The organism is Moritella sp. (genome assembly GCF_033791185.1).
Classification (GTDB): domain Bacteria; phylum Pseudomonadota; class Gammaproteobacteria; order Enterobacterales; family Moritellaceae; genus Moritella.
This window is the reverse complement of the sequence record NZ_JASJHF010000288.1, coordinates 1-21,255: the sequence shown is the minus strand read 5'-3', so window position 1 is coordinate 21,255 and position 21,255 is coordinate 1. Positions and strand designations below refer to the sequence as shown.

The window sequence follows — 21,255 nt, the reverse complement described above, 5'->3', positions numbered from 1 at the left end:
CTCACATGAATAAATCTAGTCATATTGTTTTGCAAATTCACTTAACAACTCAAGCAACCGCTGTCGAACGGGTCCCGTTTTAGACTGATAGGTTGACCAGTTAGCCAGCGGGAAACGTACGGTAGCACTCAACTCTTTTACCCTGAACTCTTTCAGCACGTTATTGTTGATCATCTCTTGTACTGCGTGCCTTGGTACAAACGCCCAACCGTCTCCTGAAGTTAATAGCGACAGAAAAACATTCATATTCTCAATACGTTGATAATAGTTAGAGACAGTGACCATTTTTTCAATGCCCGCACTAAAATAATCTTCCAATACTAGTTGCCGGTGCTTTTTCATTTCGTTTAAAGAAATTTTGGGTTCTGAGAAAATGGGGGCATCAGGCGCTGCACACAAGCAAAACGGCATACTTAATAAATAAACATAATCAGTTTGGCTAATCGCATTGGTATCATTGATTAACACTAACCCGATATCAACCTCTCCATTTTTGATCCCAGCCAAGGTCTCTGCATTGCTTTTATGAAACCAGTGAATATTGACATCGCGGTACTCTTTGCGAATGGCTTTCATCACTTGTTGTATTAATGCAACAGGCACTACGTCGCTATGATAAATTGTAATATCACTTTCAATGCCTTTCTCTACACTCAGACAGACCTGTTCAAATGACTGGGTATATTCTGATAAATTTTTGGCGTGGTTATACAGAGACTTGCCATGTTCAGTTAATACTGGAAATTTACTTGAACGGTCAAACAAGATTAAGTTTGTTTCAATTTCCAAGTTATTAATCACTTGCCCTAAGGTTGTTCGATGACGATTCAGCTGTTTCGCTGCCGCACTAAATGAGCCAGTATCAGCTACCGACACAAATGCACGTATTTGTTCATAACTTATATTCATCTTTGTCTCCATCCAACAACCAAAAGGGATAAACTAACTCACCACGGTAAACGAACTCAGTCCTAAGCCACTGCCTTTATTCACTTTAACTTGCACGGGAATACGTTCCTTCAATGCTTCAACGTGGCTAATGACGCCAATCATCTTGCCTGAGGCATTCAAGTGATCTAGCGCATCCAAAGCGATGTCTAATGTCTCGGCATCGAGCGTGCCAAAGCCTTCATCAAGGAATAACGAATCAATGCTGGTCTTGTGGCTAACCAAGTCAGATAAGCCCAGTGCTAATGCCAAGCTCACCAAGAAGCTTTCACCACCTGATAAGGTTTTGGTATCACGTACCGCATCAGCGAGCCAAGTATCTACGACTTGTAAAGCCAGTGCTTCAGAGCCAGATGCCAGCTTACGCTGCAGTTGATAACGGCTATGTAAACGGTCTAATTGTTGATTTGCTAAAGTGACCAAATGATCCAGCGTTAAGCCCTGTGCAAAGCGGCGGAACTTGCTGCCATCTTTCGAGCCAATCAAACTTTGCAGATAAGCTTTATCATCATAGTCGGCTTCACAGTCTCTAATCTGCTGATAGAAATCAGCTAAATCAGCGCTACGGGCGGCATCATCAGCAAGGCGCTGTTTCAACTCACCTTGACGTTGTAAAGCTTGATTTAGTTCGACTGTCATCGCATCTAACTGCGCAATAATCGCTGCGAGTTCAAGTTCCGTAACCTGCGCCTGTTGCAGTGTTAATAAACGTTCATTAGCTTGCTCAAACAATGCCTGACAACGGGTTAAGTTAGCCGTCAGTTGCGACTTAAGCGCCAATAATCGCTGCTTTTCATCGCTAGGTAATAACGCTTGGTTAAACTCAACGTCAGTGGCAAATGGACTCGCCGCCAGCGCTTGTTGCCATGTCGCTAAGCAATCCACCGACTCTTGCTGTTGTTGTGCTAAACCTTGTTGTAACGTGGTTAACTCGCCTTGCTGCGCGTGCAGTTGATTCGATAATGCAGTCGCTTGCGCTGTACTTGCTTGCTGCGCTTGTTCAGCGCTGCTTAACTGCTGCTGCATAGCCAGTCTTGCATCCACCACACTGCGTTGGCCAAATAACTGCTGACGTTGCTGCTGTTTATCAGCCAAACTCGCCGACAGGTTAGTTAACGCGATCAGGCTTTGCGCAATAACCGCGTCCAACTTCACTTGCTGCTCACGTAACGGCGTCAATTGACTGTCTGCAGCAAGGAACTGTTCGCTTGCAGTCTGCAATAACTGTGCTTGTTGTGTCCATGTTTGCATTGCTTGCTGGCATTGCGCTAACCAGTTGTCGAGTTGACTCCATTGGGGCAGTGATAAACCTAACTCAGTCACGCTATCGGCTAATGCTTGTTGTAACTCGTTTAGCACCTGCCCTTGTTGCTGCGTTCCGCTTATTAGCTTTTGCTCAGCATCTTTAGCTGCTTGTAAGTCACGGTTCACTAGCTCAATTTGATGTTGCAGCTGGGCACTGTGTTTATCAAATTCAACCAAAGCTTGCTGGGCTTGCTGTAATTGCACTGTCGCGGCTTTTAACCCTTGGATACGTTGTGACAATTGCGCTAATTGCGCTGCTTGCTGCTGCACAAATTCCTGCGTACTTGCGCTATCACTAATAACAAGGTTGGCATTAAGCTGCTGATTGTAAGATTGCCATTGCGCAATAAACGAGTCTAACTGCGGTTGTAAGGTCGCGTTACGATTGTTGAGGTTATCTAGCTTGGTGTTTGTTACTTGCAGCTGACTTTTAAGATCGCCGCCCTCGGTTTCAATTTGCTTTAACGCTAGCTCTAATTGCGCTTTACGCTGCGCGGTTGGCGAATCGCTAATGTGCTGATATTCCGCGATCAGTGGATGCACTGTCGAGCCACATAACTGACACGCTTGCCCCGGTTCTAGCTGACTACGTAATTGTTCTAGACTGGCAATCTTTTGTTCTTGCTCTAATAAACGCTGAACATCGTTGAATTCTTGCTTCTTGGCTTTAAACAGGTCGCGTTTTGCTGCGATCTCAACATTAATGCCAGTAAGCTGTTGCTGTAATGCGCTAATGCTAGCTTGGTTGGCTGCAAACTCTTGTGATTCGCTAATATAGCGCAGCTGTAAACCAGACAACTGCTCAACAATGCTTTGTGCACGTGATTGCTGGCTAAACACATTCTCAAGCGCTGCTAACTCATCACCCGCTAGCAAGATAGTTACTTGCTGCTGCGCCTGATTAACCGCATCGTTCACCGACTGCTGACGCTCAGAATTTGCCGATACCTTAATCGATAATTGCTGTTGCGACGCTTGGCCTTGCTGTAATAATTGCTTATTTTCAGCCACTTGCTGATTTAATACTGTTAAGCTTTGTTGCTGTTGATTACATTGCTGGATCTTATCTTGCCATAACGGCAAGCGGGTACTCAGCTCTGCATCTTTACTGTGCTGCTGTTGATAAGCCTGACAGTCATTGACGGTAGTTTGGGCTTGCTGCGCAGTTTGCGTTAACTTGGCTAATTGCTGCTGCGTCGTTTGCTGTTCGCTATTCTGTTGCTGCTGTAGCAACTGATATTGTTGCAACTCTTTAGTTAGCTGGGCGCAATCATTATCCAATGGCATGATCTGCTCATTGATTAAGGTTTCTTGCGCCTGGCTTTGCTGCTTAACATCATCTAACTGTGCTTGAGTGACTTTAGTTTGCGCTTGATTAGCTGTAACGGCACTTTGCGCTGATGCCACAGATAGCTGTAATGCCTGTTGTTGTTTGGCTAATTCCGCAAGCTTGCTGTTAGCCTGGTTTAAATGGGTAAACGGCAGACGTAATACCTCAGCTGGTTCGGCTTTTTCTAACTTATCTAACTCAGGTTGTTGCGCTGTAATGTCCAGCTCTGCACTGGTTAAACTACTTTGTGCTTGGTTAACGCCTTGCTGTGCTTGTTCTAGTTCAACACACCATTGCTTTTGTTGCTGTAGTTCTGTTTGCTGCTTGGTTAATGCTGTTACCTGCTCACTAACTTGAGTTTGTTCCGCGGCGATCTCACTGCGCTGCTCGTCATTCAATAAGTTCACGCCGTCGGCTTTGGCACGTAATTTATCTAACTCTGCTTTCGCTAGGTTATGGCTTTCAAATACTGCTTGTGAGATCTGGCCGTAAATTTCTGTACCAGTCAGTTCTTCTAATAATTCAGCGCGATCATTGGCTGGTGCATTCAAAAACGCCGCAAATTCACCTTGTGATAACAGCATAGATTTACGGAAACGCGAAAAATCTAAACCGGTAATTTCCGCCACCAGCTGCTTTTTCAATTTAACTTGGCTAGCAAGAATGTCGCCCGACACCACTTCCGCCAATTCCACTTTCATTTCTTGTAAGTTGCCCTGCGCACTGTTTTTAGCACGGCGCTGGCTCCAGCTAGCACGGTAACCTTTACCTTGTACTTCAAACTCAACTTCGGCGGCACATTCAGCGGTATTACGCGTCATGATCTCGTTTTGAGATTTCGATATCGCCAGACGTGGTGTCTCGTGATACAAAGCTAAGCAGATCGCATCGAGGATGGTGGTTTTACCCGCGCCCGTTGGCCCTGTGATCGCAAACAAGCCATTACTTAAAAACGGTTCTTGGTCAAAGTTAAGCTGCCACTCGCCTTTTAACGAGTTGATATTTTTAAAGGAAAGACGTTTGATCTTCATTATTTGTCCTCCAGCGTTGCATGCTCTACTTGCTCAACAATCTGTTTAAAGGCTAATTCGATACGTGATTTTCGTGCTATCTCTGCGTCAGTGGTAAACTCAACGCCTTGTAAACAACGTGCAAACACATCATTTACCGACAGTTCAGATAGGGTTTCTTTTACTTGGCTATGCAAATGTTGCTCTCTATCTTTACGGGCGCGGCGCACTTGTAATACTTCCACCGGCAGGTCTGTGGTCATGACTTCGATACGGGTTTGTAAATCAGTAAGGTAGTCTTGCTCTTGCACTTCAATGCTTAACCACACAGGTAACGAGTCGGTATGGTTTTTGAACTCGGCTAATTGCGCTTCAATACTTTCCAGATTACCTTTAATTGCCTGCATAGGTTGAAAGCGCGGAATCGTCAATTCCGTCACAGAATCAAATTTACCATCAACAAAATTCACTAAGTTAACGCTCTTTTGTTGTTTCACTTCGTCAAAACTTAATGGGATTGGCGAGCCGCTGTAACGGATATGTTCTGATTTCGCGACTTTTTGCGCGCGATGAATATGACCAAGGGCAATATAGTCTGCCGCAGGAAATTGATTCGCAGGGAATGCTTCCAGTGTACCAATATAAATATCACGTACTGATTCTGTAACCGATACGCCGAGTGCTGTTAAATGACCGGTCGCGATAATCGGCACAGTGCTATTACCTTCCCCATTATCGCTACCATGTTGTTCATTATGTTGCTCACGCTTTTGCTCGGCCAGTTTATATAAATTGGCGTAATGCTCTGTGATCGCCGCGCCTAAACGTTGTTGTTTTTCACTGCCTGATTGCCATGCTTCACTTTGCATGACATCACGCGGGCGTACGAATGGCACAGCACACAATAATGCACCCAGCCCACCCTGACGGTTTTTAAGCGCTAACACTTGTTGTTCTAAATCCAGCGATACACTGGAAATAACTTGGGTATTAAGCTGAGACAATAATTGCTTTGATTCATTAAGCGTTGCGACCGAATCATGATTACCCGCTAGAATAATTAACTGACAGTTGACCTTGCTCATAGCAACGACAAAGCTGTTATATAACTCACGCGCATAGCTTGGTGGTGTGCCAGTATCAAAAATATCACCCGCGACAATAACCGCATCCACTTGGTGGTGTTCAACTTGTTCAAGTAACCAAGCCATAAAACAGCTGTGTTCGTTAGCGCGACTTTTAGTAATGAAATGCTGGCCAAGATGCCAATCTGAGGTGTGCAGTATTTTCATGAAACGTGGGGATCCTAGCGGTAAAAGTAAGCTATCGCTAGTGTAGATAAATACTGGTTTTACTTCCAGTTGTTTTAACTTTAATCGCTTAATTTACAAAAAATTAACATATTCCGATTTTATCGGCGCAAAATTGTGCGAGAATGATTGAACAACTCAATACTTTAAAGAAGTCGTGTGCATGCAGATACATCATCTCACAGGTTATATTCAAACTATTTTATTAGTCGAATACCCAGACAAGCTATTACTACTTGATGGTGGCTGTCGATGTGATGTGCCTGTAATAAAAGCCTTCATTACTGACCATCTGCAACGTGACATCAGCGACTTAAAACTAGTATTGGTATCGCATATGCACCCCGACCACGCTGGCGGTGCGCATTTATTGCGTAAACAGTTTGGTTGTAAAATTGCATCTGTCGGTTTTGAAAAGCAGTGGTATCAGGGTGTTAAAGGTCGTATAGCACATTCCATTGATGTCATGTTGGCGTTATATGTGGCACGTCGTAAGGGTAAAAGATGGCAGAATATTTATTATCACCCGCATCTTAAACCCGATGTTATTTTACAAGATCAAACCGCCGTGCCTGAGTTTGAGGAGTGGATGGTACATTTTACCCCTGGTCATACCGACCGTGATTTATCATTCTTACATCAACCGACTCAACTTATGTATGTCGGCGATATGATTTTAAAGCTGCGCAATAAATTTACCTCCCCCTTCCCTATCTATCAGCCCGATGTTTACAAGCAATCATTAAACAAGTTATTACAACTGAACATCACCAAGATATTAATGGCGCACGACGGTTACAGTGATATTAGCCCTACAGACATCCAGCAACTAATCAACAAGAGCACAAATCACCCACTCACTGTCGCAAATGTAGTTAAATATAAACTAACCAAGCGTAATTCAATAAAGTAAGCACCAAAAACAATAATAAAATATAAAAATATTTCGTCTTCAGAATTTTTTTCATAAACAACATATGTTCAGCCATATCTAAGCATTATTATCGCCACTCTAAAATTCTTAGTGGTGTTATTATGAAATGGCATAATCCAACGATATTATTACTTTCTATCTCTTCCGTTGTAGGTTGTGCGACTAATCCGACCCCTTCAAGTGAAGAGATAAGCCAAGCAGCACACGAAATTAAGACGCGTTTAACCACACCGTCGCCAGATACCTTGCTTAAAGCAAAGCGTACCCAATTACCCACTTTATATGCACAATTACCACGTTATCAATCTGAAGATGACGTGCAACAGATTATTGCTAACTATAACGACGCTCAAACTTACATCAGTAACTTAGCCGAGCACGCGGAAGACACTAATGATAAAGCCGTGTTAGCGCAGTACGCCGACGATCTTGATTATGCCATCAAACCATTACGTGAAAAAAATGGTGATAGCATGTTTAGTCTATTAGCTGGGCCCGCTTACACGCCTGAGCAAGGTGCTTTAATTGCTGGCGGTGGTTTGTATTCTTTTACCACAGATCGCAACGACATCGATTTACAACGCTCAAGTGTGACTGGATTTTTGATGATGAATTTCCCGAGCAATGGCAGCATGGGTTATGGTTTTCAATCCAAACAAAACATCTTCTTTAATCAAAACAATGCTAAATACGAAGGTATAGTCAACTTTGGTCAACAATCATCACAGTACTTTGGTGTCGGCTATGACAAAGGCTCAACAATAGAGATGGGTGATGATACAACTTATGACGCTAATCGCGGCGAGTATGTAGGAAGTCTTGCTTATCGTTTCTTCGGTGACTGGTACCTTGCTGCCAATGCGGAAATGAACTATGTGAAAGTGACAGAACAATCAGACTATATCTTAGCAGACCAAGATTTCCAAGATTATGCCGATAAGCCGTTTACATTAGGCTTAGGTTTAGTGCTGGAATATGATTCGCGTGATTTTGCGGTGAATGCCAAAGAAGGCATCTATTTCAAAGCCAATTACTTAAACTTTAATGAAAAAATTGGTTCTGACGGTAATTATTATAAAACCAATGCCGAATTCCGTGCGTACTACAGCTTTAATCCAACCAATACCATCGCCAGCTTTAGCCAGTTTCAAGCAACCAAGGGGGATGTACCTTTTTATGACCTAGCAACGCTGGGTGGTGCAAGCTCGATGCGCGGTATTTTCAAAGGTCAGTTTATTGATAAAACAGCCTTTGAAACCACGGTTGAATGGCGTCACACCTTTAGCCGCGCTAATGGATTACCATCGAATCACGGTATGACGTTATGGTCTGGGGTGGGTGGTGTCGGTGAGAGTATCGATAAACTATCTGACGATCTGTTCTTAAGTTACGGTGTTGGTTATCGCTATCAGATCCAACCGAAAATGAATATTCGCTTAGATTTAGGCATGAGTGAATTTGGTAACGGTTTCTACTTTAACTTTACCGAAGCTTTTTAAATCGTAACAACAGGATCAATTTAATTTTATGCTATTTAACTTAATTAATCGCCGTTATACCAAAATGGTAAGCAGCGTATTACTGACTGGACTGCTCAGTGCATGCGCAAATACCGCCGCTATCCCATCACCCGATAAGGTTGCAGATCAACAAGCGCTAGAGCAAGCGTGGGCTGAATTTTACATAGCCCTTGGCAATGTCGAACAGCAATTCCGTGACAGCAGTATTTACCAGCGTGACCCACAGCACCGCATTGAAGCTTATGAATTATTAGCTGGCATCACCAATGCTGCAATGAGCGGCGCAATTGCAGGCGGCGACGGTAGTTATCCGCATTTCCGTAATTTACTCGACCCCGGTAAACGCATCGGTATTGATAATCCGGATACTTATTATCGCGCCGCGAATGTCAGTAATAAAGACGGCGAAAATGTCTATATCATCACAGGCAACCGTGGCACAACAGCTGATTTCTTATTAGAATTGTTTGAAGCAGCCAACCCACAAGGCGCAGTTTCGGTACTTGATGATAATCACATGACATTTGATGCTGACGGTAACTTTAGCGTCATCCTAAGCAAAGAACAAGTAGCTGGCAACTGGATGGAGTTACCACAGCAACGACAAGATTTGATTGTTATTGCTCGTTATACCCATGCTAATTGGAATACCGAGTCAGCTGGTAACATAACCATTAAACGCATCGGTAGCGAGGGCGTAGCAAGCCAACCTTACAGTGCAGTAGCATTAACAGAGCGGATCAACAACGCAACGTCGATGGTGAAACGCCAAGGCACATTCTGGCCTGATTTTGCCGATAAGATCTCCTGGTTATCAGAGAATACCTTGATTGCATTCCGTCCGACTGGCGACATCGGTATTCTCGGTCAATATAACAGTGTTGGCCATTATGACCTGCAAGAAGATGAAGCGCTGATTATTAAATTGCCTGAAATTGAATCTGACTATAATGGTCTACACAGCATGAATTATTGGGCGGCTTCACCAGATTGGGTAAATAAACAGAGCAGTGTTTCTTGGGGGCGTAATGGACAGGCACAGGCTTACAAGAGTACTGATGGATACTATTACATTGTAGCATCACCAAAGGACCCTGGCATCCAAGATTGGGTTGATACCAGCAGTACGCCAACGGGGGTATTGATGTTGCGCATTCAAAGTGGTGTTGATGATAAGTTAATTACCTCAACTACACCCGAAACAACATTAGTGAAACTCAGTGAATTACGCCAGCATCTACCTGTCGATATACCACTGTTTACTGCTGAGCAACGTAAACAGCAACTAACGCAACGCCAGAAACATGCAGCACAGCGTTATCAAACGTGGTAATAACTTTCGTTATCAAATCTAGCTATTAGTGTTTGTAAGGCACTAATAGCTGCAACTGAGTTCTTGTGGTCGACGATATTCAGCCGGTAACTTAGCAATAGCCTTACGTAAATCTTTAATACGGGTATCGTGTGATGGATGGGTTGATAGTAACTCAGGTGGTTGATTTCCCCCTGATGCCGCCGCCATATTCTGCCATAACGTCACACTTTCTTGTGGATCAAAACCCGCTTTCGCCATCAATTCTAAGCCGACAATATCCGCTTCCGACTCTTGAGTTCGACCATACGGTAAGGCTACGCCATACTGAATACCTAAACCTAACGCTTGCATCGCCGTTTCTTTATAAGCTTGATCTTGTAAGGCGTAGTCTGTCACTTGTAAACCAAGTCCGGTGATCTTAGCTTGTGATAACCGCTCGTTACTGTGATTTGCCGTTACGTGCACGATCTCATGGCCCATAACAGCCGCTAACTGAGACGGTGTTTTGGCTACTTTAAATAATCCAGTATACACGCCAATATGACCACCCGGTAATGCGAAGGCATTCACTTGTGGGCTATCAAAAACAATGACTTCCCAGTGAGTCGATTGATCGACATAGTAAGTGAGTGTATCGGCAATACATTGCACGTAATTATTCAGTTTAGGGTCGGTGTTGATTTTTTCTTGCTGTTTGATTTGCTCAAATGACTGTGCGCCCAGCTGCGTCATGTCGCCAGATGAATATAATAATACTTGATTGCGGCCTGTTGGCGATGCAGTGCACCCAACAATTAAAGATGATAATACGGCTAAAGGTAAGATTTTCTTAACCATGCGCCCTCCATATTGGCAGTTGTTATTTGACTGTTGTATTTAACAATACCTTGCCAGTATAAGGAGGGGGTTAGCAATAGTAAAATGTAAACTATTGCTTCAGCGTTAAAAGCTTTTAAACTGATTGGTTTTGGTGTCGTAATGATAACCTAGACTATCGAGTTTATTGGCGAGGGCTTCGGTTGGCATGTCATAACTTGCAGAAAGATCATGTAAATCAGGACATTCTAAGCGCAGTTTTTCGTTAACAATACCCAGTAAGATCGCGGCATCCATTTGTTCAAAATTACTTAAATCCATCTTCATCACCTAATAATCATTTATAGATAAGTTAAGTTTAGAAGAATGGAGATAATTTCGCAGCTAAGGCTAGCGGTTAATTTATTACCATGTCTTGCAGCATTGCTTAAGATAAGGTCTTATTACGACTTTTTAAACCAATTACTGATGAAGGAAAAACGGGTTTTCTTACGGAGTGCTAGTTTCTCTAAAACCGTTTCATCTACCCACTGCTCTGACATCTTACGCGCATTATCCAGTGCTTTACGATCCATTTTAGCTTCGATCATTTTCAATACTTTTTTAATGTCTTTGCGATCTTCGCCATTGAGTTGTGCCGCATTAAGCCAAGCATAACCTAAACCGTAATGCTGCTGAATACCTTCGGCGTATACATACATCATACCCAGCTGAACTTGTGCTTTCACATAACGCTTACGTGCCGCTTCCGCATACAGTTTAAATGCTTGCATCTTATCCGTGTCAGTACCCTGACCATTAAAGAACATACCGGCAAGATTACATTCTGCAGCAGACACTTCACATTTAATCACTTCTGCTGAATATGCATCTGGATTGCTGGTAAATGAGCGCACCGCAATACTGTACCAATAAAAAGCATCATCAAAATGGCTTCGTGCGTAGCACATATCCGCTGCAGCAAGTTGAGAAAAAGGACTACCCTGCTCAGCTTCTGAAATAATTTGTAAACTGGGATCTTGCGGCTTTAATTGCGTGCTTTCAATATTATCTGACATGCTTATACTTACCAATAAAACAAAAAGCCAGCAAACGCCAGCCTATACATAAACGTGATCGCTATATACTATGTTTATATACAGCTATTGTTACATTCTACCGAAACAAAATCCTCCTGCATAGGTACGATTACACCGTTGTTTTTTAACCACTAGCAGATAATTGTTTAAGCTACTCCAACTAGCGATTTAACCTTGTTTTAATATACTTATGCTATTATCGCTTCATTCAAGCTTTACTAAGAGATAAAAGGACAACAAATGTCACAGCAGACAGCAAACAAAGCCGTATTAGTATTCAGTGGCGGTCAGGATAGCACCACCTGTTTAGTGGATGCATTGCAGCGTTATGATAGCGTAGACTGTATTACCTTTGATTATGGCCAGCGTCATAGCCAAGAGATCGAGGTAGCGAAAAAAACAGCGGCTTATTTCGGTGTGAAAAACCATAAAATTATTAATGTTGATCTGCTTAGTGAATTAGCGATCAGCTCGCTAACACGTGACGATATCGCTGTTTCTCATGAATTAATGGACAACGGCTTACCGAATTCATTTGTGCCCGGTCGTAATATCTTATTCATGACCCTTGCCAGTATTTATGCTTATCAAGTCGGCGCGAACACCGTGATCACAGGCGTTTGTGAAACTGATTTTTCTGGCTACCCAGATTGCCGAGATGAGTTTATCAAATCAATTAACCACGCTTGTAACCTCGGCATGGCGAAACAATTTAAATTTGAAACGCCACTCATGTGGTTAAATAAAGCAGAAACATGGGCACTTGCAGACTTGCACGATGAACTTGATTTCGTTACTCACCAATCGCTGACTTGCTATAACGGTATTGTTGGTAAAGGTTGTGGCGATTGCCCTGCGTGTCTATTACGTAACAATGGCCTGACGGATTATTTGACCAACAAAACCATGCATATTACCGCGCTAAAAGACAAACTTCCGCGATTGAAGTAATACACCGCGGCAGCTAATATTAAACCTACTAAATGAGACCTTTTTAAGTAGGTTTAAGCCTAGCTATAGCCACTCTACCGTTGGGGTAAACATATAACCAGCCCCATACACAGTCTTAATAATCTTCGGCTGCTTATGGTCAACTTCTATTTTTTTTCTCAATCGTGACATACGCACATCAATACTGCGATCAAACGTCATTGAATTTTCAGCTAACAATCGCTCTCGACTTAATATTTGCTGTGGTGCCGCCAGAAAGAGTTGTAAAATAGTCGCTTCAGCAACGCTTAGCATATCAGTATCGCCATCACTATTAGTCAGCATTAGCGTTGAGATATCAAAGGACCAATCTACAAATCTGGCGCAAGATTTTTCCAGACTCACAGTTTCAGTAACAACTAATCGTCGTACAATACTTTTCACCCGCGCCACAAGTTCTCGAAGGTCAAAAGGTTTCGCAATATAATCATCAGCACCGAGCTCTAAACCCAATACCTTATCCGGTAAACTATCACGACCAGATAAGATCATGACGCCCATTTTTTTATTATTGAACAATTCCCTGACCAAGGTAAGTCCATCCATATCAGGTAAACCTAAATCGATAATACACAATGCTGGCGTTTTATCTTTCACTGCCTGTAATGCAGCTTCGCCAGAGGTAAAAAATGCCGTATCAAAATTATATTGCTCTAGCTCTTGGCAGACCAACTGACAAATATCTATTTCATCATCAATGACATAAATTAAAGGTTTAGTTTGCACGTTCGCTATCCTTATCAGTCAAACTCGTTGCTTGATCCACGCTATTATCCAGTGCACGGCCTAATTCACTGGTTGAAAAAGGCTTGCGTAAAAGTATAACCTTGCCAATATTATGCAATGATTGATTATTTTCAAAAACGTAGCCACTCATTAATATAACCTTACTTGCAGGGGCGTTGCGTAACAAGCTATCAGCCAATTCAAACCCAGTTTTTGAACCTGGCATACTAATATCAGATAACATGCCAAACAGATGCGGTATTGCCATCATTAATTGCTCAGCTTCATCACTATCTGTCGCTTCTATCACATTAAAACCAAAAGAGATAAGCTGTTCACGCACCACCGCTCGAACATCAAAATCATCTTCCACCAACAACATTAATTTATTTGTGAAATCGCTATTGTTAGCACTATTATCATATTTATCATCTCGTTCAGGCAATGCTTGATAAGATAGCAGCGGTAGTAATAACGTCACTTTAGCGCCAGCATTAACCCCATTGCTCAAATTAATAAACCCACGTGATTGTTTAATAAAACCAAATACCATACTGAGGCCCAAGCCGGAACCTTGTCCTGATGACTTGGTGGTATAAAAAGGTTCAAATGCCATGTTCATCGCATCACGCGTAAAACCACAACCGTGATCGATTACATCAATGACTAGATATTTTCCAGGCTCGACAGGCTCATCAAAATGACTGCCACTTTCAATATTACTCGCAATATCGATATCACTGACATTAATACTTATATCCCCACCTTTCGGCATCGCATCTTTAGCATTTAACATCAAATTAATCAGGCAGTTTTCTAACTGACTGGGGTCAACGCTCGCTTGTAATCGATAACTAGAAAAATGCGTTTTAATCACAATCGTGCTCGGTAATGAGTCCTTAATGAGTTCTACCGTTTCATCAATCAAATCAGCAATATTGATGCGGCGAGGTTGTAACGGTTGGCGACGAGAAAAGGCTAATAAGCGATTAGTAATATCACTGCCCCTGCGGGATGCGCGTATCGCTGGAGCTAGCTTTTTCAATAGGCTGTTATTCTCTGGAAAACAGCGCTCTGCAGCCACCAAGTTACCAAGAATAATAGTCAAAATATTATTGAAATCATGCGCTAAGCCACCCGCCAGTTGGCCCACGGCATTCATACGTTGTGCCTGCATCAATTGCTGCTGTACGCGCTGGCTCTCTAACATGCTCAGCTGTAATTGTTGATTGCTTTTCACTAATGCTTCAGTACGAGATGCGATGGTTAAATCCAAATTGGTAATATTATCTCGTAGCTGTGTGACCATTTGATCAAACGCGTGCCCTAGGACACCAAACTCATCTTGACGTTTAATGCCACTCTTTAGGGTTAAATCACCCCGACTCACCTTTTTGGCCACTGCTGCAAGTTGGGTGATCGGATATGTCACCCAATTAGAGAATAGTAGCGCAAAAATAATCGCCACAAATAAGGCTAACAAACCGATCAGGATAATACGTTGGCTGAGTAGTTTCCCGCTACTTTGCAATTCCTCGGTATACACTGAAGAGCAAATGTACCAGCCTAAACCTTTGATATGACGAACCAAAGATAATTTTTCGTAAATATAATTATTCGGTTCTGTCGGTCTATCCCACTGGTAAATCAGTTCATTTCCAGTATCAGCGACAGCAATGAGTTCTTGTAATATCGATTGCCCTGTCATTGGATTTTTTAGTAATAATGCATTCGTGGCTTCAATATTATCATTAGGATGAACAAGCATATTGCCTTGTTCATCAAAAATAAATAAATACCCCGTGTCAGCAATCACGATATCTTTTATGGATTGGCGTAGGTCAGTAATTACCTCAGCCCTACGCGCTTCGGTTCCTTGTTTAATGTCATCAATATAAATACCGGTGCCAATAAAAAAGTCCCATTCAGGAAAATATTTTACATAAGATATTTTCTCAACATCTATACTCTCGCCTAATCGCCGCCAAGGATATTGATAAAAACCGGCGCCTTGTGATCGCGCTTTTAATATGACGGTCGGGAACACCAACTCGCCATTCGCATCTCTTAAATCCGAGGCATCCATACCATAAAAATATGGGTCGGGATGAGATAAAATCGTCGATTGTTGGTCTGCAATCCAGACATAACTGCCCTTACCATAAGTAAAACTACGGAGTCCTTCATATAGCTTGGCATAAGCTTGCTGGGAGGTAAGTTTATTCGACTGAGACTCAGCCAGAGAACTGGCCACATAAGCCTCGGCAAGATCGATTACCGATTTCATATTGCGCTTATGGCCGTCAAGTGCTTCACGTTGATAAGCCGCTAAACTAAGCTTCATTTTATTAGCGAGGTCAACAACATTATCTAATACCATACGGCTAGAGTTTCTTTCTGTTTCGTAAACTTTTTTATTAATTAGTGGAACTGAATAGAAATAAATAACCGCGAATAACACGAGAAGAATAGTGACCATAGAAGAGAAGAATACACGGGATAATTTATATTTTAACAACACTTGCTTCCTACATATGCGTTAACTCATAAAATATTTTAACATAAAGGTAACCAAATGGAGTGATTTGTGATCAATTTTGCAACTAAAAATGGCTGGTTGCCACACCAGCCAAAAGTAACAGGTAAAAACAGCAAACTAACGGTTAATATCGTAATTCTGAATCAGTAACCGCCTGCTACACCTAGACAAGGCTTAGTACTAGGTTAAATCATTAGCACGTTGACGCAGTAAGAACTTTTGGATCTTACCTGTTGATGTTTTAGGTAATTCACCAAATACAATGGTTTTTGGAGTTTTAAAATGGGCCATATTATCTCGACAAAAATGCATGATTTCTTGTTCGCTAATATCAGTATTGGGCATTGCTGTAATAAATGCGCACGGCGTTTCCCCCCATTTATCATCTTTTTTCGCAACCACTGCGACATCTTGCACTTTTGGATAACGATAAAGAATATCCTCAACTTCAACACTCGAAATATTCTCTCCACCAGAAATAATGACATCTTTAGAACGGTCTTTAATTTCAACATAGCCATCTTCATGCCAGACAGCCAGATCACCAGAATGAAACCAACCACCAGCAAACGCGGCCTGTGTAGTGGATGGATTTTTCAAGTAGCCTTTCATGACTAAATTACCGCGCATAAAAATTTCGCCTATCGATTCGCCATCTTTTGCGACGGGTTCCATAGTGATAGGATCGGCAACCATTAACTGATCAAGCAGCGGCGAACGTACACCTTGACGTGATTTCAAACGCGCCTGTTGCTCACACGTTTTATCATTCCACTCATCATGCCATGCACAAACGACAGAAGGCCCGTAGGTTTCAGTTAAACCATAAGTATGGGTGACTTTAAATCCAGACGCCTCCATACTTTGAATCACTGACGCTGGCGGTGGAGCACCTGCCGTCATTACTTTTACTTCTTGCTCAATGCCCGATTTTACCGCTTCATCAACACTATTAAGCATATTTAATACGATTGGTGCGCCACAGAAATGTGTCACTTTTTCTGTCCGAATTAAGTTATAAATTGCTTCAGCCCGAACATGTCGAGAACTAACGCTGATCCCAGCCGTAGCCGCGATCGCCCATGGAAAACACCAGCCATTACAATGGAACATTGGCAACGTCCATAGGTATACAGGGTGATTGCCCATTTCCCACGATAAAATATTACTAACCGCATTTAAATAAGCACCGCGATAATGATAAACCACCCCTTTTGGATCGCCGGTGGTACCCGAGGTATAATTGAGTGAAATGGCATCCCATTCATCATCAGGCCTGACCCAAATAAAATCTTCATCACCTTCAGCTAAAAATTGATCATAGGTCAACTGGCCAATGAGTTTTCCTCCATCAAACGAAGGATCATCGATATCAATAACCAGTGGTTTATTTGCTACCATTTTCACCGCCTGCTGTACCACCGCGCTGAACTCACGATCGGTGATCAATACCTTGGTTTCAGCGTGCATCAGAATAAATGCAATCGCCTCCGCGTCTAAACGCGTATTAATCGAGTTCAGCACCGCACCCGACATTGGCACTGCAAAATGCGTTTCAAAGTGCTCACTAATATTGGGAGCTATGATCGACACAGTATCTCCTTTGCCAATGCCACATTTTGTCAATGCGCTGGCAAAGCGAGTACAGCGTTTATACACTTCTGACCAGGTATGATGAATAGTGCCATTAATCGTGGCGGTTTTATCTGGGTAAACAAATGCCGCGCGATCTAAAAAAGAGATAGGAGTTAACGCCACATAATTTGCATCCGTGGCAGGTAAATACTGATCGAAAATATTCGTTGGTTGCATATTCCCTTGCAGTTCATTTCGATTCATTGTTGATATTGGCATAAATCCATTCCTTTTTATTTATGATTATTTAGTATCCGCAGATAATGATATTTTGGCGTTTACTTCCTTTATATCGTCACTATCTTCAAACAACACATTCTCTTTACGCTTATCCGAACCTAATAATGACGGTCTTTCAATGAGGAAATACAATACTAGGCCGACAATGACCGCATATACGGTCGATTTTGGATCTGGCATCGCTAATGTGACGGCCACGATCCCCGCCACCCCGCGTTCGACTGAATCTTTTAACTGTTCCATGCCAACCATAATGCAGATATAAGCCGTGAGGATCAGGGTTAACGACAGCGCAATAGGTAGCACAGGTTTAAATAAGGTCACCAGAGGCAAAGCAAAAAGGGCCACTAAACCACTGATCCAAAATGTGCCGCCACCGCTGTAAATAGACTCCATCGATTTACGTCCCATCGCATAGCGCTCAGCTACCGTCGCATGCGCAGCAGTCCATAGTGGACCCGCTAATCCCGGCCAAGGTGCAAAAAAGGCGTGAATTAAATTACGCAGTCCCGTCACTAAATGTACTCGGTCAACGCTTTCTTCGATCTTTTCATCAACGCGGATATGATCGACACGTTTGACTAAAGAAAAACCAACAATGATGTCACCAAATGCAATCACATAAGCAATCAACGCTGTCGGAATGGCGAGTAAGAAGACCTCCAAATTAGGAAAGCCAACGGTAAAGGGTAAGTATTCAACCATCAAAGAGAAATCAGGCTGGGTAATCCCCCACTGGATATCAGGTAATGGATATTCACCAACCGCCCACCCCACTAGCATTGCGATGATCATACCGGGAACCATACCGAAGTTAGCGACTTTCTTGGCAAATGAATTACCATCAACAACATTCTTAAATGATAACGAAAACAGCACATACGCAGAGATAATTGCACCGACAATCAAAGAAATGGGGGTCGCATCAATGCGGCCACCTAGTTTTAACTCCCCCATAAGCGCAGCCATACCAGCACCAATAATAACGCCTGACTTCAATGAATTGGGTATGAAATTAACTAATTTAGAGCCCCATTGTGTGACCCCTAGAATAAAGAAAATAACAGCGACTTCAATTTGTAAAGCAAACAAGGCTTGAATTGCCTCAGGCCCCGGCTCAAAACCTTTTAAATACAGTAATACCACCGGAATGGCTGGCGTGATCCAACCAGGCACTAAAGGCACACCCAGCATCGCAGGCAAAATATAACAAAGCCCTGCAACAAAAGTAAAAGCCAGCGCTGCTTCATAGGGCATACCGAGGTAATTTTCGAGTAATGGGATCATGGCAAGTCCCACTACAAACATGAAAAATCCTTGGATCATTTCCGGCATTTCCCAACGGTAATGTACAAACGGTAATCTAATTTTAAATGGGCCAGCAGGCCAGTGTGGTTGCTCATGTCCATGAGTACGATGCTTAAATTGCATTGATGATCCTTATTTTTGTCACATTTAAGTTGGTATAAACAGTCAGCATTAAGTGCGCCTATACACATTGCATAAGTTAACTATGAAATCATGTCAGAAGTTTTTCTTAAATGTAACGAAATGTTACAAGATTTATAAAAGCCAAGTGACACTGAAATAAAAACCCATAAAACACCATGAAAAAACCAAATATCAACAACTTAAGTAAGTTTTTTCGAGTGAATGCAAAACCTTGATCGCCACCACAACTTAACAATTAAGCAACAATAAATATTCCCATCGACCGTGACAGACACCAAACCCCGCAATTATTTACTATTACTCACGATCCACTTAAGCTAACATGCGAATGAATGGGCGCTGCCCATATAGATGAATGCAGTGAGTATATAAAATGAGTGCCACAGATAAAAAAATAGAGAAAATCGAATATTGGCACAACCCTATCTTGCCTAATATTGAACTGAGTTCGGCGAATGTTGAACAATTTTCTTTTGAGCGTCATGTGCATCTTGATTATCATATTGGTATTGTCACCAGCGGCTGCCAGCAATATAGCCACCAAGGTAAGGTGTATCACCTTGCGCCCGGTTTTATCTCAACCTTAAACCCCGATGAAGCGCATAATGGCGACAACATCACCCTCGGCGGTTATCAATCACATGTCATGGCATTACCAGTGGATTATGTTAATGAAATAAGCCGCGAGATGGGTCAGGCGGAAACCTTCTTTAACGCACCATTAATCAACAATGCGGCGTTATCCCATGCATTCTTGCATTTACATAAATTGTTAACCACAGAGCAAGCGCCTACAGCACAATTGCACATTGAAACCGCAATGATGGCCTTCATCACCGAATTGTTTATTCATAATGGCGATATTCACAATAACCAAGTGCCATCACAGCAGCGTGCATCTACAAAAAAATTATCTGTGCTGCAATTAAACTACATTAAAACCTTGTTTCATGATGAGCCCGGCCAAGCGTTCCAATTAGATGCATTAGCGCTACAGCTTGATTTGAGTAAATTTCAGTTTTTACGCCAATTTAAGCAATCAATGGGCATGACACCGCACGCTTATTTAAAAAGAGTACGTTTAGAATATGCCAAAAAAGCCTTGATGAAAGGCGGCAATCTGTCTGACATCGCCTACCAAGTTGGTTTCTTTGACCAAAGCCATTTTAATAAAGCCTTCAAAAATGCCTACCTGATCACCCCTTCACACTTTCAGCGCCGTGTGCTTTAGTTCGACATCCTGCAATTTTTTCCTATAAGCAATACCTTTTCCGCTGCAAGATAGCGGCATAATTATTATTGAAGGTTTATCCATGAACATCGAGTTACTGTTATCTCTCGCTATTATCCACGTTGTCGCATTAGCGAGTCCTGGTCCTGACTTTGCGTTAGTGGTCAAACTCGCGAGCCAAGAATCAAGAAATACAGCGCTTGCCTCTGCTGTCGGTATCTCAATTGCTATTTTAATTCATACTATTTTGAGTTTGACAGGGGTGAGTCTGATAATTAAGAGCTCACAAACCTTGTATATGATCATACAAATGCTGGGGGCAAGTTACTTAGCATGGATGGGATTGGGATCCGTAAAAGGCGCGCTACAGCACTGGCAGGCAAGCGAATCAGTCGACAGTAATACGTCAAAGCTTAGTCAATTGACGCCAACTCAAGGCTTCATGCAAGGATTGTGGACTAATCTGTTAAACCCGAAAGCCATGGTGTTTTTCATTATTTTATTTTCAGCCATGATCACACCCGATGTGAGCCTTATGACTAAGTTGATGGCCACGGTTATCATGTTAGTACTGTCACTAATTTGGTTTGTATTTATTGCGTTAATTTTATCGAAACCTATCATTCAGCAGCGTGTAATAAAAGCCGCACCAGCAATAAATCTCTGCACTGGTCTGCTGTTTATGCTGGTATCAAGCGCCATCATATATAACTTACTTGAAGGCGCCATGATACTTAGCGAAAGTACTATTTAATACAAGCTGTAGTCTGCAAACGGTGCGCACTCACTAAAGCCAAAGACTCGATGTTCCCATTAGCAGTGTATGACATAGTTGACTCATAATAACGTGAGTCTTCAATAATGCACTGCTAACC

General features: G+C 42.3%; 16 protein-coding genes. 6 read left to right on the top strand and 10 right to left on the bottom strand.

Annotated features, from left to right (window positions below):
• Positions 1–15 precede the first annotated feature (15 nt).
• Genes QNK26_RS16400 through sbcD form a run of 3 tightly spaced genes read right to left on the bottom strand, consistent with a single transcriptional unit; the run spans position 16 to position 5,885 of the window.
• Positions 16–909, bottom strand: coding sequence for a LysR family transcriptional regulator (locus QNK26_RS16400; protein ID WP_319224987.1), 894 nt, complete (start codon positions 907–909; stop codon positions 16–18).
• A 33-nt stretch (positions 910–942) separates the two neighbouring features.
• Positions 943–4,614 carry an AAA family ATPase gene (locus QNK26_RS16395; protein WP_319224986.1) on the bottom strand — a complete coding sequence of 1,224 codons (3,672 nt, stop codon included), beginning with the start codon at positions 4,612–4,614 and terminating at the stop codon, positions 943–945.
• On the bottom strand, positions 4,614–5,885 hold the full coding sequence (gene sbcD / locus QNK26_RS16390) for an exonuclease subunit SbcD (protein ID WP_319224985.1): 1,272 nt from the start codon (positions 5,883–5,885) through the stop codon (positions 4,614–4,616). The genes QNK26_RS16395 and sbcD overlap by 1 nt, the downstream gene beginning before the upstream one ends.
• Before the next feature lie 181 nt (positions 5,886–6,066).
• On the opposite strand from sbcD, the gene QNK26_RS16385 reads away from it, so the two are divergent.
• From QNK26_RS16385 to QNK26_RS16375, 3 genes are all read left to right on the top strand, one after another.
• Positions 6,067–6,816 (top strand): MBL fold metallo-hydrolase, encoded by a 750-nt coding sequence (locus tag QNK26_RS16385; RefSeq protein ID WP_319224984.1) that lies wholly within the window; start codon positions 6,067–6,069, stop codon positions 6,814–6,816.
• Between the two features lie 122 nt (positions 6,817–6,938).
• Positions 6,939–8,336 (top strand): BamA/TamA family outer membrane protein, encoded by a 1,398-nt coding sequence (locus QNK26_RS16380; protein WP_319224982.1) that lies wholly within the window; start codon positions 6,939–6,941, stop codon positions 8,334–8,336.
• A gap of 28 nt (positions 8,337–8,364) precedes the next feature.
• Positions 8,365–9,690 carry a DUF1214 domain-containing protein gene (locus QNK26_RS16375; protein ID WP_319224980.1) on the top strand — a complete coding sequence of 442 codons (1,326 nt, stop codon included), beginning with the start codon at positions 8,365–8,367 and terminating at the stop codon, positions 9,688–9,690.
• 42 nt (positions 9,691–9,732) lie between these two features.
• Here QNK26_RS16375 and QNK26_RS16370 read toward each other — a convergent pair whose 3' ends face one another.
• From QNK26_RS16370 to QNK26_RS16360, 3 genes are all read right to left on the bottom strand, one after another.
• On the bottom strand, positions 9,733–10,509 hold the full coding sequence (locus QNK26_RS16370) for a M48 family metallopeptidase (RefSeq protein ID WP_319224979.1): 777 nt from the start codon (positions 10,507–10,509) through the stop codon (positions 9,733–9,735).
• A gap of 105 nt (positions 10,510–10,614) precedes the next feature.
• Complete coding sequence (locus tag QNK26_RS16365; protein WP_319224978.1) at positions 10,615–10,809, bottom strand: DUF4250 domain-containing protein; 195 nt, start codon at positions 10,807–10,809, stop codon at positions 10,615–10,617.
• A 122-nt stretch (positions 10,810–10,931) separates the two neighbouring features.
• Positions 10,932–11,546 carry a sel1 repeat family protein gene (locus tag QNK26_RS16360; RefSeq protein ID WP_319224977.1) on the bottom strand — a complete coding sequence of 205 codons (615 nt, stop codon included), beginning with the start codon at positions 11,544–11,546 and terminating at the stop codon, positions 10,932–10,934.
• A gap of 261 nt (positions 11,547–11,807) precedes the next feature.
• Here QNK26_RS16360 and queC point away from each other — a divergent pair, with 261 nt between their 5' ends.
• Positions 11,808–12,518 carry a 7-cyano-7-deazaguanine synthase QueC gene (queC, locus tag QNK26_RS16355; protein WP_319224976.1) on the top strand — a complete coding sequence of 237 codons (711 nt, stop codon included), beginning with the start codon at positions 11,808–11,810 and terminating at the stop codon, positions 12,516–12,518.
• Between the two features lie 63 nt (positions 12,519–12,581).
• Here the strand turns inward: queC and QNK26_RS16350 are convergent, their stop codons facing one another.
• The 4 genes from QNK26_RS16350 to QNK26_RS16335 form a co-directional block, all read right to left on the bottom strand.
• Entirely contained in the window at positions 12,582–13,283 is a 702-nt protein-coding gene (locus QNK26_RS16350; RefSeq protein ID WP_319224975.1) for a response regulator transcription factor, read from the bottom strand.
• A complete protein-coding gene (locus tag QNK26_RS16345) occupies positions 13,273–15,801 on the bottom strand; it encodes a cache domain-containing protein (RefSeq protein ID WP_319224974.1) in 2,529 nt (842 codons plus the stop codon). The genes QNK26_RS16350 and QNK26_RS16345 overlap by 11 nt, the downstream gene beginning before the upstream one ends.
• A gap of 201 nt (positions 15,802–16,002) precedes the next feature.
• Positions 16,003–17,676 (bottom strand): acyl-CoA synthetase, encoded by a 1,674-nt coding sequence (locus QNK26_RS16340; RefSeq protein WP_320416809.1) that lies wholly within the window; start codon positions 17,674–17,676, stop codon positions 16,003–16,005.
• A 24-nt stretch (positions 17,677–17,700) separates the two neighbouring features.
• Complete coding sequence (locus QNK26_RS16335) at positions 17,701–19,128, bottom strand: solute carrier family 23 protein (protein ID WP_319224973.1); 1,428 nt, start codon at positions 19,126–19,128, stop codon at positions 17,701–17,703.
• 394 nt (positions 19,129–19,522) lie between these two features.
• Here QNK26_RS16335 and QNK26_RS16330 point away from each other — a divergent pair, with 394 nt between their 5' ends.
• Complete coding sequence (locus QNK26_RS16330; protein ID WP_319224972.1) at positions 19,523–20,380, top strand: AraC family transcriptional regulator; 858 nt, start codon at positions 19,523–19,525, stop codon at positions 20,378–20,380.
• A gap of 82 nt (positions 20,381–20,462) precedes the next feature.
• The gene (locus tag QNK26_RS16325; RefSeq protein ID WP_319224971.1) at positions 20,463–21,134 is read left to right on the top strand and encodes a LysE family transporter; all 672 of its coding nucleotides are present in this window, start codon (positions 20,463–20,465) and stop codon (positions 21,132–21,134) included.
• Positions 21,135–21,255 lie beyond the last annotated feature (121 nt).

Bases quoted from the DNA above. Each gene is read 5' to 3' on its own strand.
- QNK26_RS16400 (WP_319224987.1), bottom strand. From the start codon at position 909: ATGAATATAAGTTATGAACAAATACGTGCATTTGTGTCGGTAGCTGAT.
- QNK26_RS16395 (WP_319224986.1), bottom strand. From the start codon at position 4,614: ATGAAGATCAAACGTCTTTCCTTTAAAAATATCAACTCGTTAAAAGGC.
- sbcD (WP_319224985.1), bottom strand. From the start codon at position 5,885: ATGAAAATACTGCACACCTCAGATTGGCATCTTGGCCAGCATTTCATT.
- QNK26_RS16385 (WP_319224984.1), top strand. From the start codon at position 6,067: ATGCAGATACATCATCTCACAGGTTATATTCAAACTATTTTATTAGTC.
- QNK26_RS16380 (WP_319224982.1), top strand. From the start codon at position 6,939: ATGAAATGGCATAATCCAACGATATTATTACTTTCTATCTCTTCCGTT.
- QNK26_RS16375 (WP_319224980.1), top strand. From the start codon at position 8,365: ATGCTATTTAACTTAATTAATCGCCGTTATACCAAAATGGTAAGCAGC.
- QNK26_RS16370 (WP_319224979.1), bottom strand. From the start codon at position 10,509: ATGGTTAAGAAAATCTTACCTTTAGCCGTATTATCATCTTTAATTGTT.
- QNK26_RS16365 (WP_319224978.1), bottom strand. From the start codon at position 10,809: ATGGATTTAAGTAATTTTGAACAAATGGATGCCGCGATCTTACTGGGT.
- QNK26_RS16360 (WP_319224977.1), bottom strand. From the start codon at position 11,546: ATGTCAGATAATATTGAAAGCACGCAATTAAAGCCGCAAGATCCCAGT.
- queC (WP_319224976.1), top strand. From the start codon at position 11,808: ATGTCACAGCAGACAGCAAACAAAGCCGTATTAGTATTCAGTGGCGGT.
- QNK26_RS16340 (WP_320416809.1), bottom strand. From the start codon at position 17,676: ATGCCAATATCAACAATGAATCGAAATGAACTGCAAGGGAATATGCAA.
- QNK26_RS16335 (WP_319224973.1), bottom strand. From the start codon at position 19,128: ATGCAATTTAAGCATCGTACTCATGGACATGAGCAACCACACTGGCCT.
- QNK26_RS16330 (WP_319224972.1), top strand. From the start codon at position 19,523: ATGAGTGCCACAGATAAAAAAATAGAGAAAATCGAATATTGGCACAAC.
- QNK26_RS16325 (WP_319224971.1), top strand. From the start codon at position 20,463: ATGAACATCGAGTTACTGTTATCTCTCGCTATTATCCACGTTGTCGCA.